Annotated in this window: 25 protein-coding genes and 1 tRNA gene; 15 read left to right on the top strand and 11 right to left on the bottom strand. The window is 68.9% G+C overall.

Annotated elements, in window-relative coordinates; all coding sequences use genetic code 11:
- The first annotated feature begins 79 nt into the window (after positions 1-79).
- The 3 genes from WBG06_RS22700 to WBG06_RS22690 are packed head-to-tail and all read left to right on the top strand — an operon-like array spanning position 80 to position 2550.
- Positions 80-1174, top strand: a complete 1095-nt coding sequence (locus WBG06_RS22700) for a flavin reductase family protein (protein ID WP_336739501.1) — start codon at positions 80-82, stop codon at positions 1172-1174.
- Between the two features lie 18 nt (positions 1175-1192).
- Positions 1193-2320 carry a fatty acid desaturase family protein gene (locus WBG06_RS22695; protein ID WP_336739499.1) on the top strand — a complete coding sequence of 376 codons (1128 nt, stop codon included), beginning with the start codon at positions 1193-1195 and terminating at the stop codon, positions 2318-2320.
- 26 nt (positions 2321-2346) lie between these two features.
- Positions 2347-2550: a hypothetical protein gene (locus tag WBG06_RS22690; RefSeq protein WP_336739497.1), complete on the top strand. Its 204-nt coding sequence runs from the start codon at positions 2347-2349 to the stop codon at positions 2548-2550.
- Between the two features lie 110 nt (positions 2551-2660).
- On the opposite strand, the gene WBG06_RS22685 is transcribed toward WBG06_RS22690, so the two are convergent.
- Both WBG06_RS22685 and WBG06_RS22680 read right to left on the bottom strand, forming a co-directional pair.
- Positions 2661-2837, bottom strand: coding sequence for a DUF6104 family protein (locus WBG06_RS22685; protein ID WP_008362094.1), 177 nt, complete (start codon positions 2835-2837; stop codon positions 2661-2663).
- 12 nt (positions 2838-2849) lie between these two features.
- The gene (locus tag WBG06_RS22680) at positions 2850-3536 is read right to left on the bottom strand and encodes a TetR/AcrR family transcriptional regulator (RefSeq protein WP_336739493.1); all 687 of its coding nucleotides are present in this window, start codon (positions 3534-3536) and stop codon (positions 2850-2852) included.
- Positions 3537-3621: 85 nt separating this feature from the next.
- Here WBG06_RS22680 and WBG06_RS22675 point away from each other — a divergent pair, with 85 nt between their 5' ends.
- Positions 3622-5802 carry an MMPL family transporter gene (locus tag WBG06_RS22675; protein WP_336739491.1) on the top strand — a complete coding sequence of 727 codons (2181 nt, stop codon included), beginning with the start codon at positions 3622-3624 and terminating at the stop codon, positions 5800-5802.
- Positions 5803-5871: 69 nt separating this feature from the next.
- Here the strand turns inward: WBG06_RS22675 and WBG06_RS22670 are convergent, their stop codons facing one another.
- Positions 5872-9621: a multifunctional oxoglutarate decarboxylase/oxoglutarate dehydrogenase thiamine pyrophosphate-binding subunit/dihydrolipoyllysine-residue succinyltransferase subunit gene (locus WBG06_RS22670; RefSeq protein ID WP_336739490.1), complete on the bottom strand. Its 3750-nt coding sequence runs from the start codon at positions 9619-9621 to the stop codon at positions 5872-5874.
- Positions 9622-9840: 219 nt separating this feature from the next.
- On the opposite strand from WBG06_RS22670, the gene WBG06_RS22665 reads away from it, so the two are divergent.
- Together WBG06_RS22665 and WBG06_RS22660 are read left to right on the top strand one after the other, a co-directional pair.
- A complete protein-coding gene (locus tag WBG06_RS22665) occupies positions 9841-10518 on the top strand; it encodes a hypothetical protein (protein WP_336739488.1) in 678 nt (225 codons plus the stop codon).
- A 5-nt stretch (positions 10519-10523) separates the two neighbouring features.
- Positions 10524-11462 carry an LCP family protein gene (locus WBG06_RS22660; protein WP_336739786.1) on the top strand — a complete coding sequence of 313 codons (939 nt, stop codon included), beginning with the start codon at positions 10524-10526 and terminating at the stop codon, positions 11460-11462.
- Here WBG06_RS22660 and WBG06_RS22655 read toward each other — a convergent pair.
- A complete protein-coding gene (locus tag WBG06_RS22655) occupies positions 11459-12307 on the bottom strand; it encodes an alpha/beta fold hydrolase (RefSeq protein ID WP_336739486.1) in 849 nt (282 codons plus the stop codon). The two genes, WBG06_RS22660 and WBG06_RS22655, sit on opposite strands and share 4 nt — an antisense overlap.
- Before the next feature lie 52 nt (positions 12308-12359).
- Between WBG06_RS22655 and WBG06_RS22650 the strand changes: the two genes are divergently transcribed.
- Positions 12360-13121, top strand: a complete 762-nt coding sequence (locus WBG06_RS22650) for a lysophospholipid acyltransferase family protein (protein ID WP_336739484.1) — start codon at positions 12360-12362, stop codon at positions 13119-13121.
- Here WBG06_RS22650 and WBG06_RS22645 read toward each other — a convergent pair.
- The 3 genes from WBG06_RS22645 to WBG06_RS22635 form a co-directional block, all read right to left on the bottom strand.
- Positions 13105-13443 (bottom strand): MazG-like family protein, encoded by a 339-nt coding sequence (locus WBG06_RS22645; protein ID WP_336739482.1) that lies wholly within the window; start codon positions 13441-13443, stop codon positions 13105-13107. The genes WBG06_RS22650 and WBG06_RS22645 overlap by 17 nt on opposite strands.
- A 45-nt stretch (positions 13444-13488) precedes the next feature.
- The gene (locus WBG06_RS22640) at positions 13489-13836 is read right to left on the bottom strand and encodes a VOC family protein (protein ID WP_336739480.1); all 348 of its coding nucleotides are present in this window, start codon (positions 13834-13836) and stop codon (positions 13489-13491) included.
- Between the two features lie 202 nt (positions 13837-14038).
- The gene (locus tag WBG06_RS22635; RefSeq protein ID WP_336739478.1) at positions 14039-14644 is read right to left on the bottom strand and encodes an acetoacetate decarboxylase family protein; all 606 of its coding nucleotides are present in this window, start codon (positions 14642-14644) and stop codon (positions 14039-14041) included.
- A 106-nt stretch (positions 14645-14750) separates the two neighbouring features.
- Here WBG06_RS22635 and WBG06_RS22630 point away from each other — a divergent pair, with 106 nt between their 5' ends.
- Complete coding sequence (locus tag WBG06_RS22630) at positions 14751-14957, top strand: DUF4287 domain-containing protein (protein ID WP_336739476.1); 207 nt, start codon at positions 14751-14753, stop codon at positions 14955-14957.
- Positions 14958-14961: 4 nt separating this feature from the next.
- Here WBG06_RS22630 and WBG06_RS22625 read toward each other — a convergent pair whose 3' ends face one another.
- A complete protein-coding gene (locus WBG06_RS22625) occupies positions 14962-15750 on the bottom strand; it encodes a nucleotidyltransferase domain-containing protein (protein WP_336739474.1) in 789 nt (262 codons plus the stop codon).
- Positions 15751-15851: 101 nt separating this feature from the next.
- Here WBG06_RS22625 and WBG06_RS22620 point away from each other — a divergent pair, with 101 nt between their 5' ends.
- From WBG06_RS22620 to WBG06_RS22610, 3 genes are read left to right on the top strand one after another with little or no spacing between them, the layout of a single operon-like run.
- Complete coding sequence (locus WBG06_RS22620) at positions 15852-16475, top strand: metallophosphoesterase (protein WP_336739472.1); 624 nt, start codon at positions 15852-15854, stop codon at positions 16473-16475.
- A gap of 8 nt (positions 16476-16483) precedes the next feature.
- On the top strand, positions 16484-17326 hold the full coding sequence (locus tag WBG06_RS22615) for a methyltransferase domain-containing protein (RefSeq protein ID WP_336739471.1): 843 nt from the start codon (positions 16484-16486) through the stop codon (positions 17324-17326).
- Positions 17323-17841: a hypothetical protein gene (locus WBG06_RS22610; protein ID WP_336739470.1), complete on the top strand. Its 519-nt coding sequence runs from the start codon at positions 17323-17325 to the stop codon at positions 17839-17841. Before WBG06_RS22615 ends, WBG06_RS22610 begins: the two co-directional genes overlap by 4 nt.
- Positions 17842-17844: 3 nt before the next feature.
- Here the strand turns inward: WBG06_RS22610 and WBG06_RS22605 are convergent, their stop codons facing one another.
- Entirely contained in the window at positions 17845-18486 is a 642-nt protein-coding gene (locus WBG06_RS22605) for an HAD family hydrolase (protein ID WP_336739469.1), read from the bottom strand.
- Between the two features lie 89 nt (positions 18487-18575).
- A tRNA-Arg gene (locus WBG06_RS22600) sits at positions 18576-18648 on the bottom strand.
- Positions 18649-18734: 86 nt separating this feature from the next.
- Here WBG06_RS22600 and argS point away from each other — a divergent pair.
- Both argS and lysA read left to right on the top strand, forming a co-directional pair.
- Positions 18735-20399, top strand: coding sequence for an arginine--tRNA ligase (gene argS / locus WBG06_RS22595; protein ID WP_336739468.1), 1665 nt, complete (start codon positions 18735-18737; stop codon positions 20397-20399).
- The gene (lysA, locus tag WBG06_RS22590) at positions 20396-21784 is read left to right on the top strand and encodes a diaminopimelate decarboxylase (protein ID WP_336739466.1); all 1389 of its coding nucleotides are present in this window, start codon (positions 20396-20398) and stop codon (positions 21782-21784) included. The genes argS and lysA overlap by 4 nt, the downstream gene beginning before the upstream one ends.
- 106 nt (positions 21785-21890) lie before the next feature.
- Here the strand turns inward: lysA and WBG06_RS22585 are convergent, their stop codons facing one another.
- Entirely contained in the window at positions 21891-22463 is a 573-nt protein-coding gene (locus WBG06_RS22585; protein ID WP_336739465.1) for a hypothetical protein, read from the bottom strand.
- Between the two features lie 81 nt (positions 22464-22544).
- Here WBG06_RS22585 and WBG06_RS22580 point away from each other — a divergent pair, with 81 nt between their 5' ends.
- Both WBG06_RS22580 and WBG06_RS22575 read left to right on the top strand, forming a co-directional pair.
- Positions 22545-23207: a hypothetical protein gene (locus tag WBG06_RS22580; RefSeq protein ID WP_336739464.1), complete on the top strand. Its 663-nt coding sequence runs from the start codon at positions 22545-22547 to the stop codon at positions 23205-23207.
- Positions 23208-23277: 70 nt separating this feature from the next.
- Positions 23278-24222 carry a zinc-binding dehydrogenase gene (locus WBG06_RS22575; RefSeq protein ID WP_336739463.1) on the top strand — a complete coding sequence of 315 codons (945 nt, stop codon included), beginning with the start codon at positions 23278-23280 and terminating at the stop codon, positions 24220-24222.
- The last annotated feature ends 29 nt before the right edge of the window (positions 24223-24251 follow it).

Here is a 24251-nt window from a genome sequence, read left to right as displayed (position 1 = left end):
ACTGGCGTGCGGCCTTGACGCTGAACACGCGACCCGCCATGGTTGTGGGTGTACAGATGTTCACTGAAAGGCGAAACACATGGCACTCGACCTCGGCGGCCGGATCCTCCGCTCGCGCACGGTTGCGGCGCTCGCCTCACCGCACAGCATCGACCGCTACCTCACCCAGATCAACCCCATGCTGGCCGCGCACGAGGTGCGCGCCCGCATCACCGACATCCGCCCGGAGGTCAGCGCGCCCGACGCGCCCCGGGTGGCGACCGTGACGCTCCAGCCCACCTCGACGTGGCGCGGCCACCGCGCCGGCCAGCACGTCACGGTCGGCATCGACACGGGGGAGGGGCGGCGGACCACCCGCGTCTTCACCGTCTCCAGCACCGAAGGCAAGCCGGGTGAGCCGCTCACGATCACGGTGCGTGCTCACGACGACGAGCACGCGACCCCCTACAGCATCTCCAAGTTCCTGACCGAGCGAGCCACCGTCGGCACCCTGGTGCACCTGTCCCAGGCCGAGGGCGACTTCGTCCTCCCCGACCGTGTGCCCGAGCACATCGTCCTGATCTCCGGCGGCTCCGGCATCACCCCGGTGATGTCGATGCTGCGCTCCCTGCAGCGGCGTACGCACCGGGGCAAGGTCACCTTCCTGCACTGGGCCCCTGGCGCCGACCGTCAGATCTTCGCCGAGGAGCTCGAGGAGATCCGTCACCAGGGCCACGGCGTCGACCTGCACCTTCTCCACACCGCCGACGGTGCGCCCTACCTCTCCCCGGCGCTGCTGGAGAAGCTGGTCCCGGGATATCGGGACCTGCCCACCTGGGCCTGCGGGCCGGCGTCGCTCATCGAGGCGGCCCAGGCGGCGTACGAGGGCACCGACTCGCTCCAGGTGGAGTACTTCAAGCCGCCCAGGAGCGCTGGCGTGGCCGGCGGCGAGATGGAGTTCGTGCGCACCGGCAAGACCGTCACCAACGACGGCGCCACGATCCTCGACCAGGCCGAGGCCGCGGGACTGACTCCCGAGTCCGGCTGCCGGATGGGGATCTGCTTCTCCTGCACCACCAACAAGAGCTCCGGACGGGTGCGCAACATCCTGACCGGCGAGACCTCCGAGCTCCCCGACGAACAGATCCGGATCTGCGTGAGCACGCCTGAGGGCGACTGCTCCGTGGACCTCTGACCTCTCTAGGAGACCCCCATGACCACCGTTGAGAACACCGGCAACCGTCGCCTCTCCGCCGAGGAGCTCGAAGCCTTCGGCAAGGAGATGGACGCCATCCGCCAGCGGATCGTCGCCGACCTGGGCGAGAAGGACTCGGCCTACATCTACGACATCGTCAAGAAGCAGCGCGCCTTCGAGATCGCCGGGCGGGCGCTCTTCTACCTGCCCGTGATCGGCTGGGTTCCCGCGGTCGCCTGCCTGTCGATCTCCAAGATCCTCGACAACATGGAGATCGGGCACAACGTCATGCACGGCCAGTACGACTGGATGGGCGACCCCGACCTCAACTCGCGGATGTTCGAGTGGGACAACGTCTGTCCCTCCGACCAGTGGAAGTACTCGCACAACTACATCCACCACACCTTCACCAACGTCCTCGGCAAGGACCGCGACATCGGCTACGGCATCCTGCGGATGGACGAGGACCAGAAGTGGCACCCCTACTTCCTGGGCAACCCGCTGTATGCCTTCCTGCTGATGATCTTCTTCGAGTGGGGCGTCGCGATGCACGACCTCGAGGTCGAGAACATCGTCGCCGGCAAGCGCAAGATGTCGGACAACGCCGAGCTCCACCGCGGCCTCATGAAGAAGGTCAAGCGCCAGGCGCTGAAGGACTACGTCCTGTTCCCGCTGCTCTCCGGCCCGCTGGCGCCGCTGACGTTCCTCGGCAACGGTGTGGCGAACCTGGTGCGCAACATCTGGGCCTTCAACATCATCTTCTGCGGCCACTTCCCGGCCGGCGTCGCCTCCTTCTCGCAGGAGGAGTGCGAGGACGAGACCCAGGGTCACTGGTACTACCGCCAGCTCCTCGGCTCCGCCAACATCACCGGCGGCCGCATCTTCCACATCATGTCCGGCAACCTGTCCCACCAGATCGAGCACCACCTCTTCCCCGATCTCCCGGCGCGCCGCTACCCGGAGATCGCCGAGGAGGTCCGCGAGATCTGCGAGCGCTACGACCTCGCCTACAACACCGGTCCGCTGCACCAGCAGCTGTGGGGCGTCTTCAAGAAGATCTGCAAGTACGCCCTCCCTGACCGCAAGAAGCCGGCATCCGTCGGTGTCGAGAGCACCCCTGCGCTTTCCGCGGAGGTGGCGGCATGACGCCTGACCAGCCACAATGGGTTGTCATGGAGCCTGAGCTGAGCAAGAACGAGATCCGCAAGGATGTCGCGCAGAGCGCCGTCGAGGCCACCGCGACGACCGTCGGCCAGGTCACCATGATCATCACCGGCGCCGTACGCGACGTGGCCGGCGCCGTCGGCGGCCTCGCCACCGAGCTCTTCGAGCTCCGTGCCGCCGCCAAGCGAGCCGAAAAAGACCTCCCCGAGTAGTCAGTTTCTGGCCGCGAGTAGTCGAAAATTGGGGCCGAGAAGTCAATCCATTGACTTCTCGGCCCCAATTTTCGACGTTCCGGCGTCAGAAACTGACTACTCGGGGAGGTTTAGTCTTCGGGGTCGTCGAGGCGGGCCAGCCAGGTGGCGAGGCGCTCGATGGCGGTCTCGTGCTCGGGGTGGACGTCGACGAAGGCTTGGAGCTGCTCGGCGAGCCAGGCGAGGGTGACCTCCTCGTCGCCCCGGCGGGTGACGAGCTCCTCGATGCCACGGTCGGTGAAGTACATGGGGTCAGTCTTTCATTCTGCGTGCAGCGGTGAGTCGGAGGCCGGGCCGCCGGCGAGGCCGCGTACGACCATGCCGAGGGTGGAGCTGATGAGCTGGTCGCGCTCGGCGTCGGGGAACACGCGGTAGGGGCCGTCGATGAGCAGGACCGCGAGGCCGTGGACGGTCGCCCAGGCCGCCGTCTCGGCGTTCGGGCGGAGCTCCGGGGCCAGCCAGCCGGCGTCGACCAGATCGTCGAGCGCGGTGGTCAGGAAGGCATAGGGCGGCGCGTCGGCCAGAATCGCCGACATCTCCTCGGGTGGGTGAGCCTCGCCGTCGTGCTGTCGGAGGAACGCGGTGCGGAACAGGCCGGGCTGGGCGAGCGCGAACTGGACGTAGCCGCGCCCGGCCGCGGCGAGACGCTGGACGGCAGCCTCCGCTGGATGAGCGGCGGGCGTCTCGGCAGCCAGGAGATCGAGGATCGTCGCGGCCAACCGGTCCATCGCCTCGTGCTTGGCGGCGACGAGCAGATCGGCCTGGTTGGCGAAGTGGCGGTATGTCGCGGTCGGAGTCACGCCGACCGCACGCGCGGCGGCGCGGATGGTCACGGCGTCCGGTCCGCCCTCCTCGGCGAGAGTCGCGGCCGCATCGACCAGGGCGTTGCGGAGGTCGCCGTGGTGGTAGGGCCGGGCGCCCTCGTCCGAGCTCTCTGAGGATTTCACGGAATTCATGTTGACACCTGCCCACATCAAAGGGAAAGTTAACACCTGTAAAGTTTACGGCTGCACACATTCCCTGGGAGGACTCATGTTCCACCGACTCGGCACCTTCGTGGTGCGAAATCCGCGCCGGGTCCTGGTGATCGGCCTGGTCGCCCTCCTCGGCGCGATCTATCTGGCCACCTCGGCCTTCGGCAAGCTCGACGACGCCGGCTTCGACGACCCCGCCTCGGAGAGCAGCCGTGCGGCGACGGCGCTCGAAGAAGGTTTCGGCAACGAGGCCGGGTTCCTCCTGACCGTCAGTGCCGACGAAGGCACGGTGACCGAGGGCGCCGCCCTGACGGAAACCCGAGCACTCGTCGACCGCCTCCGCAGCGACGACGACCTGACCGACGTCGTCTCCTACCTCGATGCTCCGGGTCCCGGCATGATCTCCGAGGACGGTGCCCACGGCCTGATCTCGGTCGGAGCGAAGGACCCCGACAGCGTCGACGCCGCCGCGGTGATCGACCGCTACACCGACGAAGCGACCGCCGGCGCCACCACGGTTCATGTCGGCGGCCAGCTCGCGATCTTCGAGGAGGTCGGGACCCAGATCGGCGCAGACCTCGGCCTCGCCGAGGCCATCGCGATCCCACTGATGATCGCGTTGCTGGTCCTCGCCTTCGGCAATGTCGTCGCTGCCTTGGTGACGATCGGAGTCGGCGGCTTCGCCATCGCAGGCACGTTCGCGGAGCTCTCGGTGCTCGGCAACTTCACCGACGTCTCGATCTACGCCCTCAACCTGACGACGGGCCTGGGGCTGGGCCTCGCGGTGGACTACGGCCTGCTGATGGTGGCGAGGGTCCGTGAGGAGCGCACGGCCGGAGCAGACCACGCCGACGCCGTCGTGCGGGCTGTGGAGACCGCCGGCCGGACCATCGTCTTCAGCGCCACGACCGTCGCTGTCTCTCTGGCGTCGCTGCTCGTCTTCCCGCTCTACTTCCTGCGCTCCTCCGCATATGCGGGCATCGGGGTCATGGTGATCACCGCGGTGGTCGCGGTGGTCCTGCTCCCCGCGACGTTGGCCCTTCTGGGGGACCGGATCGACGCGCTCCGAGTCCCCGGCGTCCGTGGCCTCCGTGGCGGCGCGGCCCCGTTCTGGAGCAGGCTGGCGGGCTTCGTCACCAGACGCCCGTGGGTCGCGCTCCCGGTCGTCGCCGTCCTGCTGGCGATGGCCACACCGTTGGCCGGCATCGAGTTCGGCACCCCCGACGACCGGGTGCTCCCCGCCTCGGCGGGGAGCCGCCAGGCGGGCGATCTGCTGCGCGAGGAGTTCGACGGCGACGGCACCAGTCCCATCCGCGTCGTGACCACCTCGAGCGTCGAGGACGAGAGCCTGGCGACGTACGCCGCCGATCTCTCTCGGATCGATGACGTCGACCGGGTCGACACCCGCGTCGGGACGTACGTCGACGGCGCCCTCGCCTCGAGGACACCGGCCCTCCCGCCCGGCGACGACGCGGACGAGCTGGCGGTCGTCAACCAGCTCGATCGCCAGTCGGCGGAGGCTCGTGACCTGGTCCGCGACGTACGCGCCGTCCCGGCCCCGGCCGGGACCGAGGCGCTCGTCGGCGGAGGTGCCGCCGAGCTGCTGGACTCCCTCGACGCGATCGGCGCCAAGCTCCCGTACGCTGCCGGCGGCCTCGCGCTCGCGATGGTGGTGATCCTCTTCCTGTTCACCGGCAGCCTGGTCCAGCCGCTACGTGCCCTGGTGCTCAACGTCATCGGTCTCGGCGCAACCCTCGGGACGACCGTGATGATCTTCCAAGACGGCCTGGGTGCCGACCTCCTCGGCTTCACCGCCATGCCGCTCAACGTCTCGATGGTCGTGCTGCTGCTGGTGATCGCGTTCGGGCTGTCGATGGACTACGAGGTCTTCGTGCTGGGCAGGATCACCGAGATGCGCCGGCGCGGGCTCGGCAACGTCGACGCCGTCGTGCAGGGGCTGGCCCACACCGGTCGGATCGTCACCACGGCCGCCGCCCTGATCGCGACCAGCTTCTTCGCGTTCATGGTCAGCGACATCAGCTTCATGAAGTTCTTCGGGCTCGGAGTCGGCCTCGCGATCCTCATCGACGCGTTCCTGATCCGCGGGATCCTCCTCCCGGCAGCGATGCGGGTGCTCGGCGAGGCGGCCTGGTGGGCGCCGCGCCCGCTGCGACGCCTGCACCGCAAGGTCGGGCTGAGCGAGGAGCCCGTGGAGGAGCCCGTCCCGGTCCCCGTCTGAGACGACCAGGTCCAGGACGTACGAAAGGTCCCTCGGTGCGAACACCGAGGGACCTTTCGTGGGTGCGGATCAGGCGAAGGCGCGCTCGATGAGCTCCTTCTGCTCGACCGTGTGCCGCTTGATCGTGCCGACGGCGGTGGTGGAGGAGGCCGGGCGGGTGATCGGCTCGACCTCGCGGCCCAGCTCGGGGACCACATTGAGGTAGTAGCTCGGCCACGGGCCCTGGTTGTAGGGCTCGTCCTGGACCCACTTGATCTTCGCGTTCGGGTACTTCGCGAGCTCGGTGGCCAGCTCCTCGGTCGGCCACGGGTAGAGCTGCTCGACGCGGACGATCGCGACGTCCTCGCGCTCCCGCTTCTTGCGCTCCACGGCGAGATCCCAGGTCAGGCGACCGGAGACCACCAGCACGGTGCTGACCTTCGAGGCGTCCGCCTCGGAGTCGCCGATCACCGGCAGGAACGCGCCCGAGGTGAAGTCGGCCGGCTGCGAGGCGGCCTCCTTGCGACGCAGCATCGACTTCGGGGTGAAGACGATCAGCGGGCGGTGCTCCTCGCCGAGGGTGTGCGTACGCAGCAGGTGGAAGTAGGACGCCGGGGTCGAGGGCTGAGCCACGACCATGGCCTCGTCGGCGCACAGCGTGAGGAAGCGCTCGATGCGCGCCGAGGAGTGGTCGGCTCCCTGACCCTCGTAACCGTGCGGCAGCAGCAGCACGACGCCGGAGTCCTGGCCCCACTTGGTCTTTCCGGCCGAGATGTATTCGTCGATGACGGACTGGGCGCCGTTGACGAAGTCACCGAACTGCGCCTCCCACATGGTCAGCGCCTCGGGGCGAGCCACGGAGTAGCCGTATTCGAAGCCGAGGGCGGCGTACTCCGAGAGCAGCGAGTCGTAGACGTAGAACTTCGCCTGGTCCTCGCTCAGGTTGTTCAGCGGCGTCCACTCGTCGGCGTTCTTGCGGTCGATCATGGTCGCGAAGCGCTGCACGAAGGTGCCGCGCCGCGAGTCCTGACCGGCCAGACGCACCGGGCGGCCGTCGAGCAGCAGCGAACCGAAGGCGAGGGTCTCGCCCGTGCCCCAGTCGATGCCACCGTCGGAGATCTGGGTCGCGCGACGCTGCAGCTGCGGCATCACCTTCGGGTGGACAGTGAAGCCCTCCGGCGGCGTGACGTAGGCGTCCGCGATCCGCTTCAGCACGTCCGGCGTGATCGCGGTGACGGTCTCGCCGGCAGGCTTCTCGGGGTAGTCCGGGACGGTCTCCCAGGCCTGCGGCATCTTGTCGGCCTCGCGCACCTCGGTGAAGACCTGCTCGAGGCGGGCCTGGTAGGCCGCCAGGACCTGCTCGGCCTCCTCGATCGTGATGTCGCCACGACCGATCAGCGACTCGGTGTAGAGCTTGCGCACCGAGCGCTTCTGCTCGATCAGGTCGTACATCATCGGCTGGGTGAACGACGGGTCGTCGCCCTCGTTGTGACCGCGGCGGCGGTAGCAGATGAGGTCGATGACGACGTCCTTGTTGAACGCCTGGCGGTATTCGAAGGCGAGCCGCGCGACGCGCACGCAGGCCTCCGGGTCGTCGCCGTTCACGTGGAAGATCGGCGCCTGGACCATCCGCGCGACGTCGGTCGCGTAGAGCGAGGAGCGCGAGGAGCCCGGCGAGGTGGTGAAGCCGACCTGGTTGTTGATGACCAGGTGGACCGTGCCACCGGTGCGGTAACCACGCAGCTGGGACAGGTTGAGCGTCTCCGCGACCACACCCTGGCCGGCGAACGCGGCGTCACCGTGGACCAGCAGCGGCAGCACCGGGAACACGGCGCCCTGGTCGAGCACGTCCTGCTTGGCGCGGGCGATGCCCTCCAGGACCGGGTCGACGGTCTCGAGGTGGGACGGGTTGGCGGCGACCGAGACCTTGATCTTGTCGCCCAGGTCGGAGACGAACTCACCCTCGGCGCCGAGGTGGTACTTCACGTCGCCCGAGCCCTGGACCGTGCGCGGGTCGATGTTGCCCTCGAACTCGCGGAAGATCTGGTTGTAGGACTTGCCGACGATGTTGGCGAGCACGTTGAGGCGGCCACGGTGGGCCATACCGATCGTGACCTCGTCCAGACCGGCCTCGGCGGCGGCCTCGCAGACCTCGTCGATGACCGGGATCGCGGTCTCGCTGCCCTCGAGGGAGAACCGCTTCTGACCGACGAACTTCGTCTGCAGGAAGGTCTCGAAGGCCTCGGCCTCGTTGAGCTTCGACAGGATCCGGAGCTGCTCCTGGCGCGGGGTCTTGTCGTAGGGCCGCTCCACGCGGTCCTGGATCCACCGGCGCTGCTCGGGGTCCTGGATGTGCATGTATTCGATGCCGGTGGTGCGGACGTAGGAGTCCCGCAGCACACCGAGGATCTCGCGCAGCTTCATGAACGGCTTGCGGCCGCCGGCGAAGGAGCCGACCGGGAACTCGCGGTCGAGGTCCCACAGGGTCAGCCCGTGCGACTCGATCTGCAGGTCGGGGTGCGAGCGCTGCTTGTATTCCAGCGGGTCGGTGTCGGCCATCATGTGACCACGCACGCGGTGGGCGTGGATGATCTCGCCGACCTTGACCTGCTTGGAGATCTGGTCGTCGTGGGTGGTGTCGATGTCCTGGTTCCAGCGGATCGGCTCGTAGGGGATCCGCAGCGACGCGAAGATCTCGTCGTAGAAGTCGTTCTCACCGAGCAGCAGCTTGTGCACGGTGGCGAGGAACTCGCCCGACTGCGCACCCTGGATGACCCGGTGGTCGTAGGTCGAGGTCATCGTCATGATCCGCGAGACCGCGTTCTGGGCGAGCTTGGACGGCGAGGCGCCCTGGAACTCGGGCGGGTAGTCCATCGAGCCGACGCCGATGATCGCGGCCTGGCCCTGCATCAGCCGCGGCACCGAGTTGTTGGTGCCGATGCCGCCGACGTTGGTCAGGCTGACCGTGGTGCCGGAGTAGTCGGCCATGGACAGCTTGTTGTCCTTGGCCTTGCGGACGATGTCCTCGTAGGCGGTCCAGAAACCGGCGAAGTCCATCAGCTCGCAGCCCTTGATGGACGGGGCGACGAGCTGGCGGGTGCCGTCCTTCTTCTGCTGGTCGATGGCCAGGCCGAGGTTGATGTGCGGCGGGGTCACCATGGTCGGCTTGCCGTCGATCTCGGCGTAGGTGTTGTTCATCGCCGGCATCGCCTTGATCGCCTTGATGATGGCGTAGCCGATGAGGTGGGTGAAGGAGACCTTGCCACCGCGAGCGCGCTTGAGGTGGTTGTTGATGACGGTGCGGTTGTCCCACAGCAGCTTGACCGGCATGTTGCGCACGGAGGTCGCGGTCGGCACCGAGAGCGACACGTCCATGTTCTTGGCGGTGGCGGCGGGGATGCCGCGCAGCGTGGTGTAGGTCGGCTCGTCGGTGACCGCGACGGCGGTCGGCTTCGGGGCGTCCTTGGGGGTGGGCGTCGCGGTGCCCTGGGCCGGCTCGGCGGCCTGCGCGGCAGGTCGCGGCTTGGCCTTGGGGGCCGGCGCCGCCTTGGCCACCGGAGCCTCGGTGGAGGCGGGGGTGGTCGGCGCGGGCGCGTTGGCCGGAGCGTCGGCCGGAGCGGTCGGGACCGGAGACTTGGCAGCAGGCGTGGCCGGGGCCGCGCTGGCCCCGTTCGGCGACGCGCCAGGCTGTCCGTTGGTCTCGAAGAACTTCACCCACACGGGGTCAACACTGCTGGGATCCTTCGTGTACTGGTCGTACATCTCCTCGACCAGCCACTCGTTGGCGCCGAATTCCGCTGGGATGTCGGCAGTGTTGGGGGACGGGGTGCCTGAGGACACGGCTTGATTCGCCTCTTCCGAATTTTCGCACAGTAAGAAATGGGTTGCCCACGGGCAAGGCTATCCCCCCGAACACGCAAATGCCCGATGCAGGCTCTCCCTGTGGACAGGATGTAATCCGTCCCACATCCTGCGTTACCTACCGGGTGCAGTTGCAACCCGGGTCGATGTGCGTACAGTGGCCCGGTCCCGGAGCAGGTCGATGAGACGGATCCCCACATGACGAGCAGCAGTACGAGGCCCCGCTGGGCAGCCGGACGGCGGGTCACCACGGCACTCACGGCAGCGGTTCTGAGCGGCACGTTGGCGCTCGCCGGATGCGGTGGTGAACCCGACAAGCCGGCCGCGTCGCCGTCCCCGTCGCCGACCCCGCCACCCACCGTGAAGTCGGCGGCGAAGCTCGTCCACGTGCAGGGCAGGTTCCCCAAGAGCCGCCATCAGGCCGTCGCCACCAACGTGGCCGCGGTCGTCGACCGCTGGCTGCAGGCCGCGTACGTCGGGGGCGACTATCCCCGCGCGACCTCGACCTTCACCGCGAAGTCCTTCCCGGGGTTCTCCCCGGGCACGATCGCTCAGGCCGGCAAGCAGATGAGCCTGATGAGCAACGCCACGATCGCACCGCACATCGACGGCGTCGAGGTGGTCGCCAGCGACGTCCACGTCGACCTGCTGGCCAACAACAACTACCCGGTCGGCGCGGTCGCGCGGGTGCGGATGGTCTACGACACGACCGGTGAGCGCGAGTCCCGCCAGACCGTCCGCGGCACCCTCGACATGGTGCCGACCAAGACCTCCTGGGCCGTCTTCGGCTTCAACATCACCCGCGAGGAGAAGCTGGCATCAGACCCGGCTACGGCGCCGTCCGCCTCGCCCAGCCCGTCGGGAGACAAGTCGTGAGCCGCATGACGAAGCTCGTACGCCGCCGCCTGCTGACCACGCTCGCGCTCGGTGTGGTGCTGGCGCTGACCGCCGTCCTGGTGCCCGACGCCGAGGTCGCCGAGCCACGGGCGGAGCTGATCGCCACCAAGTGGGCCAAGGGCCTCGACGTCGGCAAATACACCCGCAAGGGCGGCACCATCTGGGTCCTCGCCGTCGGGTCGGACGCCCGTCCCGGGCAGAAGGTCACCCGCACCCGCGGTGACGCTCTGCACCTGATCGGTTTCAACCCGTCCTCGGGCTATGCGACCGACATCAGCATCCCACGCGACTCCTACGTCACCATCCCCGGTCACGGCCGCTCCAAGATCAACGAGGCGCTGACGGTGGGTGGCCCGAAGCTGATGGGCCGCGCCGTCGGCAACCTGGTGGGCGTGCAGCCGCAGTACGTCTTCGTCACCTCCTTCTCCGGCATGAGCGACCTGGTGATCGGCATCGGCGGTGTCGACGTCGACAACCCGCGGGCCTTCAGCGACCCGTACGTCGCGCCCTACGGCTTCAAGAAGGGCCGGATCCACATCAGCGGTCCGCACTCGGTCGACTTCGCGCGGGCTCGCAAGACGCTGCCCGGCGGTGACTTCGACCGCTCGGCCAACCAGGCCCGGGTCATCCGCGGCATCCACCGCAAGATCGTCGCGCGGCAGCACGACGTCGGCTTCATGGCCAAGGGCGTCTCGCTGGTGATGAAGAAGATGCACACGACCGGCCTCTCCGGCCGCGACCTCTACCAGCTGGCCAGCGCCGTCGCCGCGATCAACCCCGGCAAGGTCCGCACCTGCGTCGTCCCAGGCGGGATCGGCAACGCCGGCGCCGCCAGCGTCGTGTTCCCCAACGTCGGGGCGGCCCGGGCGATGGGCAACGACGCACGCCACGACGGCCGGCTCAACCGTGGTTGCCGCGGTTAGCCGCGGCTGAGGACGAAGTCGCGCACCAGCGGAGCGATCCGCTCGGGATGCTCGGCCGCCACCCAGTGCGAGCCGTCGACCTCGCGGACCGTCAGGTCCGCGACGTACGGCCCGGGTGCCTCGGTCGCGAGCGCGCGGCTGACGTAGGCGTCGCGGCTCGGGACGATGACCTGGACGGGGACGTCGACCGGCCCCGGCCGAGGATGGACCATCCGGGCGATCGCGTTGGCGCGGTAGAGCTCGAGGCCGTTGATCCGGTCGGCCCGGGTGCGGTCGACGGCCGACCCGCCGACGATCCGGTCCAGGATCCCGGAACGCCAGGCGAGCTCGGGGAGCAGCGGCGTCTGGAAGAAGCCGATGTACGTCGACTCGGCGCCCTGCTTGAGGCGCGCGAGGACGCCGCGTGCTGTCCGGCCGGGCGTACGCAGCCACGCCCCGGTCTGGTCCAGGCTCGGCCCCGAGATCGAGGTGAACGACGCGATCCGCTCGGACGGTACGTTGCCGGCGACCGCCTCCCAGGTCTGGGTCGAGCCCCAGTCGTGGCCGAGCAGGTGCACCGGCGCCGACGGGCTGACCGCGTCGATGACGGCCTCCAGGTCCGCGTTGAGCTGCTCGATCAGATAGCCCTCGCGCGTGGCCGGAGCCTGCGAGCTGCCGTGGCCGCGTACGTCGTAGGTCACGATCCGCAGCTCACCGCCCAGGATCCTGACCAGCGGCAGCCAGTTGCTGGAGTTGTCGGGGTAGCCGTGGACGCAGACGAGCGTCGGGCGGGTGTCACCGGGAGACCCGAAGTCGGTGACGGCCAACCGGAGCCCGTCGGTCGTCTCCACGTAAAGGCTGCTCACACCGGCGAGGCTAGTCGGGCGGCGTTGACACCGACGTGACACGATTCGCCCCATGGACATCAGCTATCCGGTCACGATCGCCGCGGCTCGCACCTGGTTCAAGCTCGGCGACATCAAGATCAACATGACCGGCGCGGAGCACATCCCCGAGAAGGGCGGCGCCCTGCTGGCGGTCAACCACCTCTCCTTCGTCGACTACATCATGGCCGGGTTCCCCGGGGCGGAGCGCGGCCGGCTGACCCGGTTCATCGCCAAGAAGGAGGTCTTCGACCACCCGGTCGGGGGCCCGGTGATGCGCTCGTTCCACCACATCCCGATCGACCGCAGCTACGGCGCGGCCGGGATGAAGAAAGCCGTCGAATACCTCCAGAACGGTGAGATCGTCGGCATCTTCCCCGAGGCCACGATCTCGCGCTCGTTCATGATCAAGGACCTCAAGACCGGCACCGTACGCATCGCCGCCGACGCCGGTGTCCCGCTGATCCCCGTCGTGCTGTGGGGCACCCAGCGGATCATGACCAAGGGTCAGAAGGTCGACCTCTCGCGTCACAAGACGATCGGGATCGAGATCGGCCCGCCGCTGCCGGTGACCGGGGAGGACCCGGCCGCCGAGACCGCCGCGCTCAAGGCGCAGATGGAGGCCATGCTCGACCGGCTGATCAAGGCGCACCCGGCCGAGGAGCAGCCCCCGGGCTCGTGGTGGCTCCCGAAGGCGTACGGCGGCTCGGCCCCCACCCTGGAGGAGGCTGAGGCGATGTACGCCGAGGAGCGCCGTCTCCGCGCGCAGCGGAAGGCCGCTAAGAGGAAGTCGTGACGCCGACGCGCTCGGCGACGGCGCCGACCTTGTCGTGGAACATCCCGAGCGACTTGGCCTCGTTGCCGGTCATGTGCTCGACCGCGGTCATCGCGGTGATCGCCACGTCGAGGAGCTCGTCGACGACGTCGTCGTAGGTGTGGGTGATGCCCTTGCGGGGGTTCTGCCCGGTGGCGCCGATGAGTGCGGCGATGGCCTCGCCTGCCTCTTCGCTCACCTTCGCGACTCTCCCCCAGAGAACGGCTTCCGCGTCGCGATCGCCCTGGGACTCGTCGAGCCACCGGGACAGATACGCGAGCAGAGCCGGCGTAGCGTCGGTCATGCGGTCGGAGTCTAGGCCCGTCCAGGTGATTCGGTCGAGCCTTAGTTACTCGGCAGGCTGGTAGACCCCGAGTCGGTTGCCGGACGGGTCGGTGAAGATGAACCGGCGCCCGCCGGGGTAGTCGTAGGGGCCTTCGGCGATCGTGCCGCCCGCCTTCTCGACCGCCGCCACCGCGGCTTCGAGGTCGGTCGTGCGGATCAGCGGGAGCGGAGCGACGGGGGTCTCGGAGGCGTACATCCCCCCGCTCTCGTCGCTGCCGTCAGGTCCGACGATGCCCGTGTACATCCCGCCGTAGTCGTTGAAGGACCAGCCGAACGCGGACTCGTAGAAGGTGCGTGAGCTCGGGAGGTCGGTCACTGCGAGCTCGAGGTAGTCGATGTGGATGGCATTCATGTCTCCCGACGCTATCTGCGGGCACCGACAGTGTTGTCTGCGATTGCTTCGCAATTCGCGCAGCGCCTCCGCTTCACCCTCGTCTTCCTCCGCTCCGTTCGTCGCTGCGCTCCTCACTACGCTGCGTCCAGACGAGGGACGCTCCGGCGCTGTACTTGTGGCGATTGCTCCGCAATTCGCCAAGCGTTGCCGCGCGGCCGGCTCAGCCGAAGTCGACCTCGAAGTCCATGCCGCGGAACGAGCCGATCTTGGTGGCGCCGCGGAGATACGCGAGCGGGCCGTCAGGATCGAAGACCCAGCTGCCGTGTGCGGGCAGGAGCTTGGCCCGGCCGGCCATGGTGAGCCAGGCGGTGTCGGGGTGCTCCTCGATCCCGGGCTGCTCCACGGCGCCCCGCATCGGGAGGCGCGGGGCGAGCCGGGTGACGTCGCCGAACTTGGCCGTCGCGATCGGGCCGTCGTCGTTGCTCGCCTCCCAGGTGTGGGTGGCCAGCGGTCCCTTCTTCGACGATCCTCCGCTGAATGTGGCCAGCCCCTTCGGGATCGCCCACAACGTACGGCCACCGGCCACGGAGTCGGGGGAGTCCACCCAGATGTCGACCACGCTCACCGCCTTCTTCCCGTTGGACGCGGTGATCACCCGCGCCGAGAGGAGCTCGCGGTAGGTCAGCGGGCTCGGCTCGGTGTAGTCGACCAAGGCGACGGCGTAGATGCCCTTCGGGTGCCGTTCGTCGACGTCGTGCGCGAGCCGGTAGACCGAGAGCCACATCGATCCGTGCATGTGCCAAGGGGCTGGGGGATAGCTGGTCACGTACGTCTCCCGAATTCTTTTGTCGATCCGTGTCGAAGCGGTGATGCTCTGCTCGACGCGTTGGCGAGTGGCGATGGTCGCCACGCTTCGCACAAGGAGACCAGAGATGACCGACCAGGTGAAGGGCCCCGCCTCCTACTTCCCGTCCATCGAGAAGAAGTACGGCCGACCGATCGCGGAGTGGAAGCAGGTCATCCGCGAGTCCGGGATCACCAAGCACATGGAGCTCGTGGCCCACCTGAAGAGCGAGTACGCCCTCGGGCACGGTCACGCCAACGCCCTCGTCGCGCACACGCTCGCCGAAGGTCGGTGAGGTCTCACCAGCCCCAGTGCCGGCGCTGGGCGCTGATCGCCCAAGCCGAGATCCGCTCGTAGTCGGCGAACTCGGGTAGGGGAGTGCGCGCGGAGTCGAGGAGGTCACGGACCTTCAGCTCGATCGCCGTGATCTCCGCCGACACCTCGGCACGCGGGATCTCGCCACGCTTCACGCTCAGGACCCGCTCCCGCTGACCGTCGGGCAGCGGGAGCGTGAGCGTGCCGGTGGCGGCGATCTCGTGCCCCTGATAGGCCAGCCGGAGCGCGTGGCTGCCGTACTTCACGTCCCAGCCGTAGCGCTCGACCAGCTCGGGCCGGTTGGGGACGTTGCGGGCCGACAGCCCGAGCATCCGCTCGTGCTGGCTGTGCATGTAGCCCAGGAAGCGCTCCACCGCCTGCTGGGAGAGGAACGCTGCGCGCATCTCGCGCAGCTCCGCGCCGAGGTCGGTGATCTTCACCAGGTCGGCCTCGGGCGCGTAGAGCGGCAGCATCACCGTCGGGTTGCCCTTGACCGCAAGGCGCAGGTACTTCCGCAGGCCGTACATCACCAGGTCGATGTCGCCGTGCCCGCTGCGTACGCCCTCGGGCTGCGTGCGCCAGATGAAGTCGTCACGGTGCGGCTCCAGACCGAGAACGTACGCCGGAGGCTCGATGTAGACGCCGAGCTCGTCGTGGTCGTCGGTGCCGGAGATCGCGATCCCGTGCACCCCGGAGCCCACGACTGAGCGCAGGATCTCGCCGGCGTACGCCACCTCGGCGTCGCCGTACTCCACGTTGGGTGCCGTCGTCATGGCGAGAACCGTAGAGGTCGTCTCAGATCACATGCGAACGAGTTTCTCGGGTCTCACAAACCCGTTGGCTCACGGCGTACGAAGGCTGGGACCCTCTTCCCATGACGACCTGGTTCACCTCCGACCTCCACTTCGGGCATGCGCGGCTGCTCGAGCTCTCGCCCGTCCGCGGCGCGGCGTTCACGACGGTCGCAGAGATGAACGAGGGGCTGATCGCCAACTGGAACTCCGTCGTCGCGGCCGAGGACACCGTGTGGGTGCTCGGTGATTTCGACATGCACGGCAAGGCTGCCTCGCTCGCGCTGCTGCCTCGCCTGAAGGGGACGAAGATCCTGGTCAGCGGCAACCACGACGCGTGCTGGGCAGGGGTGCGCGACGGCTGGAAGCACAGGTCCCGCTACCTGGAGGCAGGTTTCGCCGCGGTCATGGACTTCGCGGTCACCAAGCTTCCTCCGCTGGGTCCGGAAGCGTCGGCGACGAGGGTGCTTCTCTCGCACTTCCCGTACGCCGGAGACTCGCACGACGAGGACCGCCACGCCCAGTTCCGCCTCCGTGACGAGGGCGTTCCGCTGCTGCACGGACACGTCCACGAGGCGTTTCGGGAGCGACGTACGTCGGAGGGCACCTGGGGCATCAACGTCGGCGTCGACCACTGGGGCTTCTGCCCGGTCTCGGCCGAGACCCTGGCGCGCCATCTGGCGGAGCTGAGCCGCGCTGATGGTTGACTTCGACCATGCGCGAGGGGCCGTTGGAGATCACCGACCTCCTCTGGTCCGGATCGGGCGTCCCGGTCGTGCGTGCGGACGCGGTCGCGCTGCTGCGATCGCGCGGGCAGGGGCGGGCGGCGCAGATCGTGGAGCGGCTGCCGGCCCGGGACGGGCTGCTCGATGTCGCCGGCGTGGATGCGCTCGGACTGCGGATCCATCGTGAGCTGCAGCGGCTGGGGGAGGAGCTGCAGCTCGGGCGGCGGGTGGCGTCCCTGGTGCGCTCGTTGCTCCCGCCCGGCGATGGCCCGGTGCGGTTGGTCGACGTCGGGTGCGGGCTCGGGCACGTGCTGCGGTCGATCGCGGCGCACGGCGACCTTCCGGCGCGGGTCGAGCTGGTCGGGGTCGACCTCAATCCGCTGCTCGTCGACGAGGCGGCTCGGCTGGCCACGGTCGAGGGGCTGAGATGCCGCTTCGTCACGGGTGACGCCTTCGAGCCGGGTCTCGCCGTGGATGACGGCGGGCGGACGATCGTGGTCTCCAGCGGGCTCATGCACCACCTCGGGCCACCGGAGCTCTCGGAGTTCTTCGCTGCCCAGGCGCGGTTGGAGGTGGCCGCGTTCGCGCATTGGGACATCGCCCCGTGCCTGTGGTCGACCGTCGGCGCCTGGATCTTCCACCAGGCCCGGATGCGGGAGCCCATCTCGCGCCACGACGGCGTGATGTCGGCACGCCGGGCGCATCCGGCGGAGACGCTGCTGGCGGCGGCCGGACAGGGGGCGCCCGACTACCTCGTCGAGGTTCGGGAGGGTTCCCGTTGGCATCCCAAGGCCCTCGACGTGCTCCGCCCGCTGGTCGGGGTGCGCCGGTGAGCGTCGTCATCCTGGTGCTGCTCGGTGTTCTCGACGCCGCGTTCAGCGGCTTCCGATCCGCCCAGGGCCGCAGCGGACTGGTCGACCACGCTCAGGAGGACTCGGCGGGCATCCTTCGAGGAGTCCGGCTGTTCCCGTGGGTGGCGGCGCCCGCCGTCGCCGTCGCCGTCGTCGACGTGCTCCGTGGAGGAGGGGCGGCGTACGGGACGGCTGGTGACCTGTTCCTGCTGATCATCGCCCCGTTCGCTGTCATGGTCCTGCTCGCGCTCGCGGCGTACGGGATCCTCCGCTGGGAGTTACGGTATCTCGCCTCCGCGATCATCCTCGGGCCCTGCACGTTTCTGAGGCCGTACGTGGTGACGGTCGCTGCGATCATCGTGATCGTCCGCACCGCGGAGGTGACGGTGGCCGTCGCAGCGACTCTCGCGGTCATCGCGGTGCTCGTCGTGGAACCGATCCTCGACGCCCGCGCGAGACGAGGGAAACCGCCGGCAAGGCGGGTCCCGAGGAGCTAGCGGTCACAGACGGACGCCGTGCCTTTTCAGCTGCTCGAGGAGTGACGGGTCGCCGGTGTGGTCGGCCGTATCGCCGCTGTCGAAAGCCCACTGGATCGCTGACAGACCTGCGGACCGGGCGGCCTCCACGTTTCCAGCGCTGTCGTCCACGAGCAGGATCTCGCTCGGGTCGGCGGCGATGCGATCGGCCGCGCGCAGGAAGAAGGACGGGTCGGGCTTGGCCACCCCGAGGTCGTAGGAGTAGCAGCTCACGTCGAAGAGGTCGTCGTAACCGAGAGTCGTACGCATCAGCTCAGCACGATGCGAGGCTTGGTTCGTGGCGAGGTGCACGCCGTAGCCGGCGGCGCGCACGCGGTGCACTACGTCGACTGTCGCGGCCACCGTGTCCAGCGTCCCCCACAACGCCGTGTAGACCTCCGCCACGGAAGCGGTTGAACCGTGCTCGACGAGCAGTTCCTTCAGCATCGCCACGAAGTCGGCTCCGCCGCCGGTGAGCAGGGGGCGTTCCGCCGCCCAGGCGGCGTGGAGGAAGGCGCTCGACCTCTCGCCGAGAAATGGCTCGGCCGCGGCGTACCAGCCACCAGGGAGGTGTTGGAGGACGCCGTCGGCGTCGAAGAGGACGTGACGTACGCGATCGGTGGTCATCTCGCCGAGATCGTGCCAGGAGCCGAGAAGTCGCGTGGCGGTTTCCCTGGAAATGAGAGAAACCGCTGGTCATCCAGCGGTTTCGTCTGTGCCCCCGGCAGGAATCGAACCTGCGGCCTACGGTACCGGAAACCGGCGCTCTATCCCCTGAGCTACGGAGGCAGTGCACCGCCTGAGCGGTGCAGATGGAACCCTACAGGCTGGGACGGATAACGGTGAAACCGACTGGCGCTTATACGCTGGACCTTGTGACTCCTGAGCAGCTTTCCACCGCGGTCGTCGATGTCCTCACCGCGCTCGTCGAAGAGGGTGCGATCACCCTTCCCGACGGCGTGCCGAGCACTGTCACGGTGGAGCGACCCCGGCAGAAGGGGCACGGCGACTACGCCACCAACGTGGCGCTGCAGCTGGCCAAGAAGGCCGGGATGAACCCCCGCGCGCTGGGGGAGCAGGTCGCGGAGAGGCTGAAGGCCACCGACGGGATCGCCGACGTCGAGATCGCCGGCCCCGGGTTCCTGAACATCTCCGTGGAGGCCGGTGCCCAGGGCAAGCTGGCGGCGGAGATCGTCGCGGCGGGCACGGCCTACGGCAACAACGACTCTTTCAAGGGCCACAACATCAACCTGGAGTTCGTCTCCGCCAACCCGACCGGCCCGCTGCACCTCGGTGGTGTTCGCTGGGCCGCGGTCGGCGACGCGCTCGGCCGGGTCCTGCAGGCGTCCGGCGCCGAGGTCACCCGGGAGTACTACTTCAACGACCACGGCGGTCAGATCGACAGGTTCGCCCGGAGCCTCCTGGCCTGGGCGCAGGGCAAGCCGGTGCCGGAGGACGGCTACGGCGGGGCGTACATCGAGGAGATCGCCAAGCAGGTCCTCGCCAAGGAGCCGAACGCGCTCGAGGCCGACGACCCGCAGGAGGTCTTCCGGGCGATCGGCGTCGAGCTGATGTTCGCCGAGATCAAGCAGAGCCTGCACGACTTCAACGTCGACTTCGACGTCTACTTCCACGAGGACAACCTCCACAAGTCGGGTGCCGTGGAGCGCGCGATCGAGAAGCTCCGCGAGCTCGGCAACGTCTACGAGAAGGACGGCGCGATCTGGCTGGCGACCGAGAAGTTCGGTGACGACAAGGACCGTGTCGTCATCAAGGCCGACGGCAACGGGGCCTACTTCTCCGGTGACCTCGCCTACTACCTCGACAAGCGCGAGCGCGGCTTCGACCGGTGTTTCATCATGCTCGGCGCCGACCACCACGGCTACGTCGGCCGGATGATGGCGATGTGCGCCGCCTTCGGCGACACCCCCCACGAGAACCTCGAGATCCTGATCGGCCAGATGGTCAACCTCCTCAAGGACGGCCAGCCGATGCGGATGTCGAAGCGTGCCGGCACCGTGGTCACCATCGACGACATCGTCGAGGCGATCGGCGTGGACGCGGCCCGCTACGCGCTGGCCCGCTACTCCAGCGACTCCAACATCGACATCGACCTCGACCTGTGGGCCAAGGCCGACAGCGCCAACCCGGTCTACTACGTGCAGTACGTCCACGCCCGCACCTGCCGGATGATGGCCAACGCTGCCGACCTCGGCATGGCGGTCGACCTCGACACCTTCGACCCGTCGCTGCTCACCCACGAGCGCGAGGGCGAGCTGCTGCGTGCGCTGGCCGAGCTGCCCCGCGTGGTCGCCACCGCCGCCGAGCTGCGCGAGCCCCACCGAGTGGCCCGCTACCTGGAGGACACCGCCGGGATCTTCCACCGATGGTACGACGACGACGACTGCCGGATGCTCCCCAAGGGTGACGAGCCGGTGGCGCCCGTCAACCTGGCCCGCCTGGCGCTCGTCTCCGCTGCCCGCACCGTCTTCGCCAACGGCCTCGGGCTGCTCGGCGTCTCCGCTCCGGAGCGGATGTGAGCGCGCACGCGTCGCCGGGCTCGTTCACCGGCACCTCGCCGGTGTGGCTGAAGACCCCCGACGACGTCAACGCCCTCGTGCCCGCGCTCTGGTCGGCGACGGCCGAGAAGGACGCGAGCGGTGCCCTCACTGTCGGCGGCGTCGCGATCCCTGATCTGGTCGCGAACATCAACACCCCTGCGTACGTCTTGGACGAGGCCGACTTCCGCGAGCGCGCCCGCGCGTTCCGGGACGCGTTCACCGGCTACGACGTCTACTACGCCGGCAAGGCGTTCCTGTGCACCGAGGTCGCGCGCTGGGTGGCGCAGGAGGGGCTCTGCCTCGATGTCTGCTCCGACGGAGAGCTCTCGGTCGCGCTGCGCGCCGAGATGGACCCGGCGAAGATCGGCTACCACGGCAACAACAAGGCCCCGATGGAGCTGCGCCGGGCGATCGTCGCCGGCGTCGGGCGGATCATCGTCGACTCCTTCGCCGAGGTCGAGCGGGTCGCCGCGATCGCGGCCGAGACCGACATCACCGTGCGCGTGATGGTGCGGGTGACCGCCGGCGTCGAGGCCCACACCCACGAATACATCGCGACCGCCCACGAGGACCAGAAGTTCGGTTTCTCGATCTCCTCGGGCGACGCCTTCGAGGCCGTACGCCGCCTGCTGGAGGCGCCCAACGTCGACCTGCGCGGGCTGCACTCCCACATCGGCTCCCAGATCTTCGACTCCTCCGGGTTCGAGGTCGCCGCACGTCGGGTGCTGGCGCTGCAGGCCCGGATCCGCGACGAGCTCGGCACCGAGCTGCCGGAGATGGACCTCGGCGGCGGCTTCGGCATCGCCTACACGACGCAGGACGACCCGTCGACGCCCAAGGCGCTGGCCGAGGAGCTCACCGCGATCGTCGAGCACGAGTGCCGCGGCTTCGGCCTCGCGGTGCCGCACCTCTCGATCGAGCCCGGGCGCGCGATCGTCGGACCGTCGATGTGCACCGTCTACACGGTCGGCACCGTCAAGGAGGTCGCCCTCGACGGCGGCGTCACCCGGACCTACGTGAGTGTCGACGGTGGGATGAGCGACAACATCCGCACGGCTCTCTATGACGCGGACTACTCCGCCACTCTCGCCGGCCGCTCCTCGTCCGCCGAGCCTGTCCTGGGCCGGGTCGTCGGCAAGCACTGCGAGTCCGGCGACATCGTGGTCAAGCACGAGTTCCTGCCCGCCGACATCGCCCCCGGCGACCTGATCGCGGTCCCGGGCACGGGTGCCTACGGACGCTCGATGGGCTCCAACTACAACCACGCCCTGCGGCCGCCGGTCGTCGCCGTCCGCGACGGCGAGTCGCGGGTCATCGTGCGTCGAGAGACCGAGGACGACCTGTTCGCCACCGACATGGGTTAGGCGAGGTCGGCGGCGGTTCGTCTAGGTATGTAGACGAACCGCCGCTCCCCTGGCGGAGTTCCACGTGGGGAGCGCTGGTTCATCTGCATACCTAGACGAACATCCCTCACCTCCGCAACGCCCGTAGCACCGCCCGCCCGCGCGGCGAGAGCCGGTAGCCGACAGGGAGGGACTCGGTGAGTCCGAGCTCCTTGAGCCGGCGGATGTCGGCCTTGAACGGCTTCTTCTCGCGCCCGATCGAGGCGGCGATCGTCTCGGCCAGCTCGCCGGGACGGGCCTCGATGAGCTCGAGGTGCTGGCGGGTCCACGGGCCGCGGCGGCTGCGCCGGTCCATGTCGGCCAGCTTCTCGACCAGCGCGGCGGTCTCCTTCTTCCCCGGGCGCTTCGTACGCAGCGCGACACGCTCGTCCTCACCGGCGAAGCGCATCTCGATCCGGTAGATCTCCCCGTCCTTGCGGGCCAGGAAGGCCAGCAGGTCGGGCAGCGTGGTGCCCGCCCGCCGGGCGTCCTCCTCGGTCAGCGACTCGAGGGAGACCGGCGACACCGAGACGAACTCGACCACACCCATGCGGGTGCGCTGGCGGCCGCCGGCGACATGCATCGGCCGCTTCCAGCGGCGGAAGGCGAGATCGACCTCGCCGGTGCGGATGCGTTCGAGGTCGGCGTTGGGGAACAGCACCCTCCCATCAAACCCCGTAGATCAGGAAATTCGGTTTCGCCTTCCCGAAATCCCGTGGTCCGGGAGCCTACGATGGTCCGCATGTCGAGGGGGGTCTACTCAGAAAGACCGCTCGCGACGCCGTCCCAGGCGCCGCGAGTCTCCTTCGCCCGCCTGACCAAGGAGCGACGCGAGAGCGTCACCCGCGCGGCTCAGACGTTCGGCTGGCCCGTGGTGACCGGCAAGGCCGCAGCGCAGCGGCCGGTGCGCTGGGAGGTGCTGGGCCCCGACGTGCGTGCCGAGCGGTGCGACCTCGTCGTCGACGGGTCCTGTGACGGGATCCTGGTCGAGTACTGGCATGGCAAGGCTTCGCCGGGGAAGGGTCCGTGGCGCGCGGCCCGCTGGGTGGTGGTGCGCGTCCCTGCCCACCTGCCGAAGACGGCAGCGATGATCGGGCTCTCCCCGGGCTCCGGCAACACCGGCACCGGCCGGGTGCCGACACCGGTGTTCTTCCCGCCAGAGTTCCGAGCCAAGACCAACGTCACCACTCCCGACGGGGCTGTCATCGCGGCCGACGAGGAGCACGCGAGGTCGCTGTCCCGGTTCGCCAGCCACGTCGTCGACGAGCGGCTGTGGGTGGTGGCTCGTGACGACGCCATCACCGTCACCACCGACATCGAGCCGGATGTGGAGGAGCTGCTCCGTCGCGTACGCCTGGCTCGTGACGTCGCCGCGGTGCTCCGGCCGATCGCGGAGCTCGCCTGAGGCTGAGCTCCTCACAAAACACAGGCAAAAAGCTTGACCTCAAGTGAACTTGAGCATGTTGACTCGAGGCATGAGAGCGATCAGACAGCACGAGTTCGGTGGCCCGGAGGTCCTGCGACTCGAGGAGGTGCCCGACCCGACACCAGGTCAGGGCCAGGTACGCATCAGGGTGGAGGCCGCCGGCGTCCACCGTCTCGACACCTCGATCAGAGCGGCGGACCTCCCCGAGACGATGCTCCCGACCCTGCCCATGACCCCCGGTCGCGAGGTCGCCGGGGTTGTGGACGAGATCGGCGAAGGCGTCGACCCTGACTGGGAGGACGCGAAGGTCGTCGCCCACCTCGGCCCGGGAAGCAGCGGTGGATACGCCGAGCTCGTGCTCGCCGAGGAGCGTCAGCTCTACCGCCGGCCCGACGGCCTGGACTCACCCGAGGCGGTGGCCGCCATCGGCACCGGTCGTACGTCGGCAGGGGTCCTCGCGCTCGCTGACATCAAGCCCGACGACGTCGTCGTGGTCACCTCCGCAGCAGGCGGTATGGGCGCGATCCTCCTTCAGGGCATCCGCAACGCCGGCGCCCGAGCGGTCGGCCTCGCCGGTTCCGCCGAGAAGCTCGAGATCGCGCGGAGGTTCGGCGCCCAGACGGCGATCGACTACCGCCGTGACGGCTGGCTCGAGCGCCTTCGCGACGAGGAACCCCGCATCACCGTCCTCCTCGACGGGGCGGGCGGCGACGTACCCCGCCAGATCCACGCCACGATGGAAGCCGAGGCGCGGATGGTCCGTTTCTCCGGCGACAACGACGGCTACACCGGCAAGGCGACGATCCACGACATCCTCGGCCCCTGGATCCAGGGGCGGGTCAAGGAGTTCGAGCAGGCCTCGCTCGAGGCCGCTGCGGACGGCACCCGGAGGCCGTACGTCGGATCGACGTTCCCCCTGGCCGAGGCCGCGGCGGCGCACGCCGCCCTCGAGAACCGTGAGACCACGGGGAAGGTCGTCCTGGTGACTCGCTGAGGTGTCCGCGCCTAGAGCGGAAGTCGGAC

Origin of the sequence: Nocardioides sp. CCNWLW239 (genome assembly GCF_037137035.1) — a bacterium.
Taxonomy (GTDB): domain Bacteria; phylum Actinomycetota; class Actinomycetes; order Propionibacteriales; family Nocardioidaceae; genus Nocardioides.
Note: the sequence above shows the minus strand (reverse complement) of the source record. Positions and strands in the feature narration are given on the sequence as shown.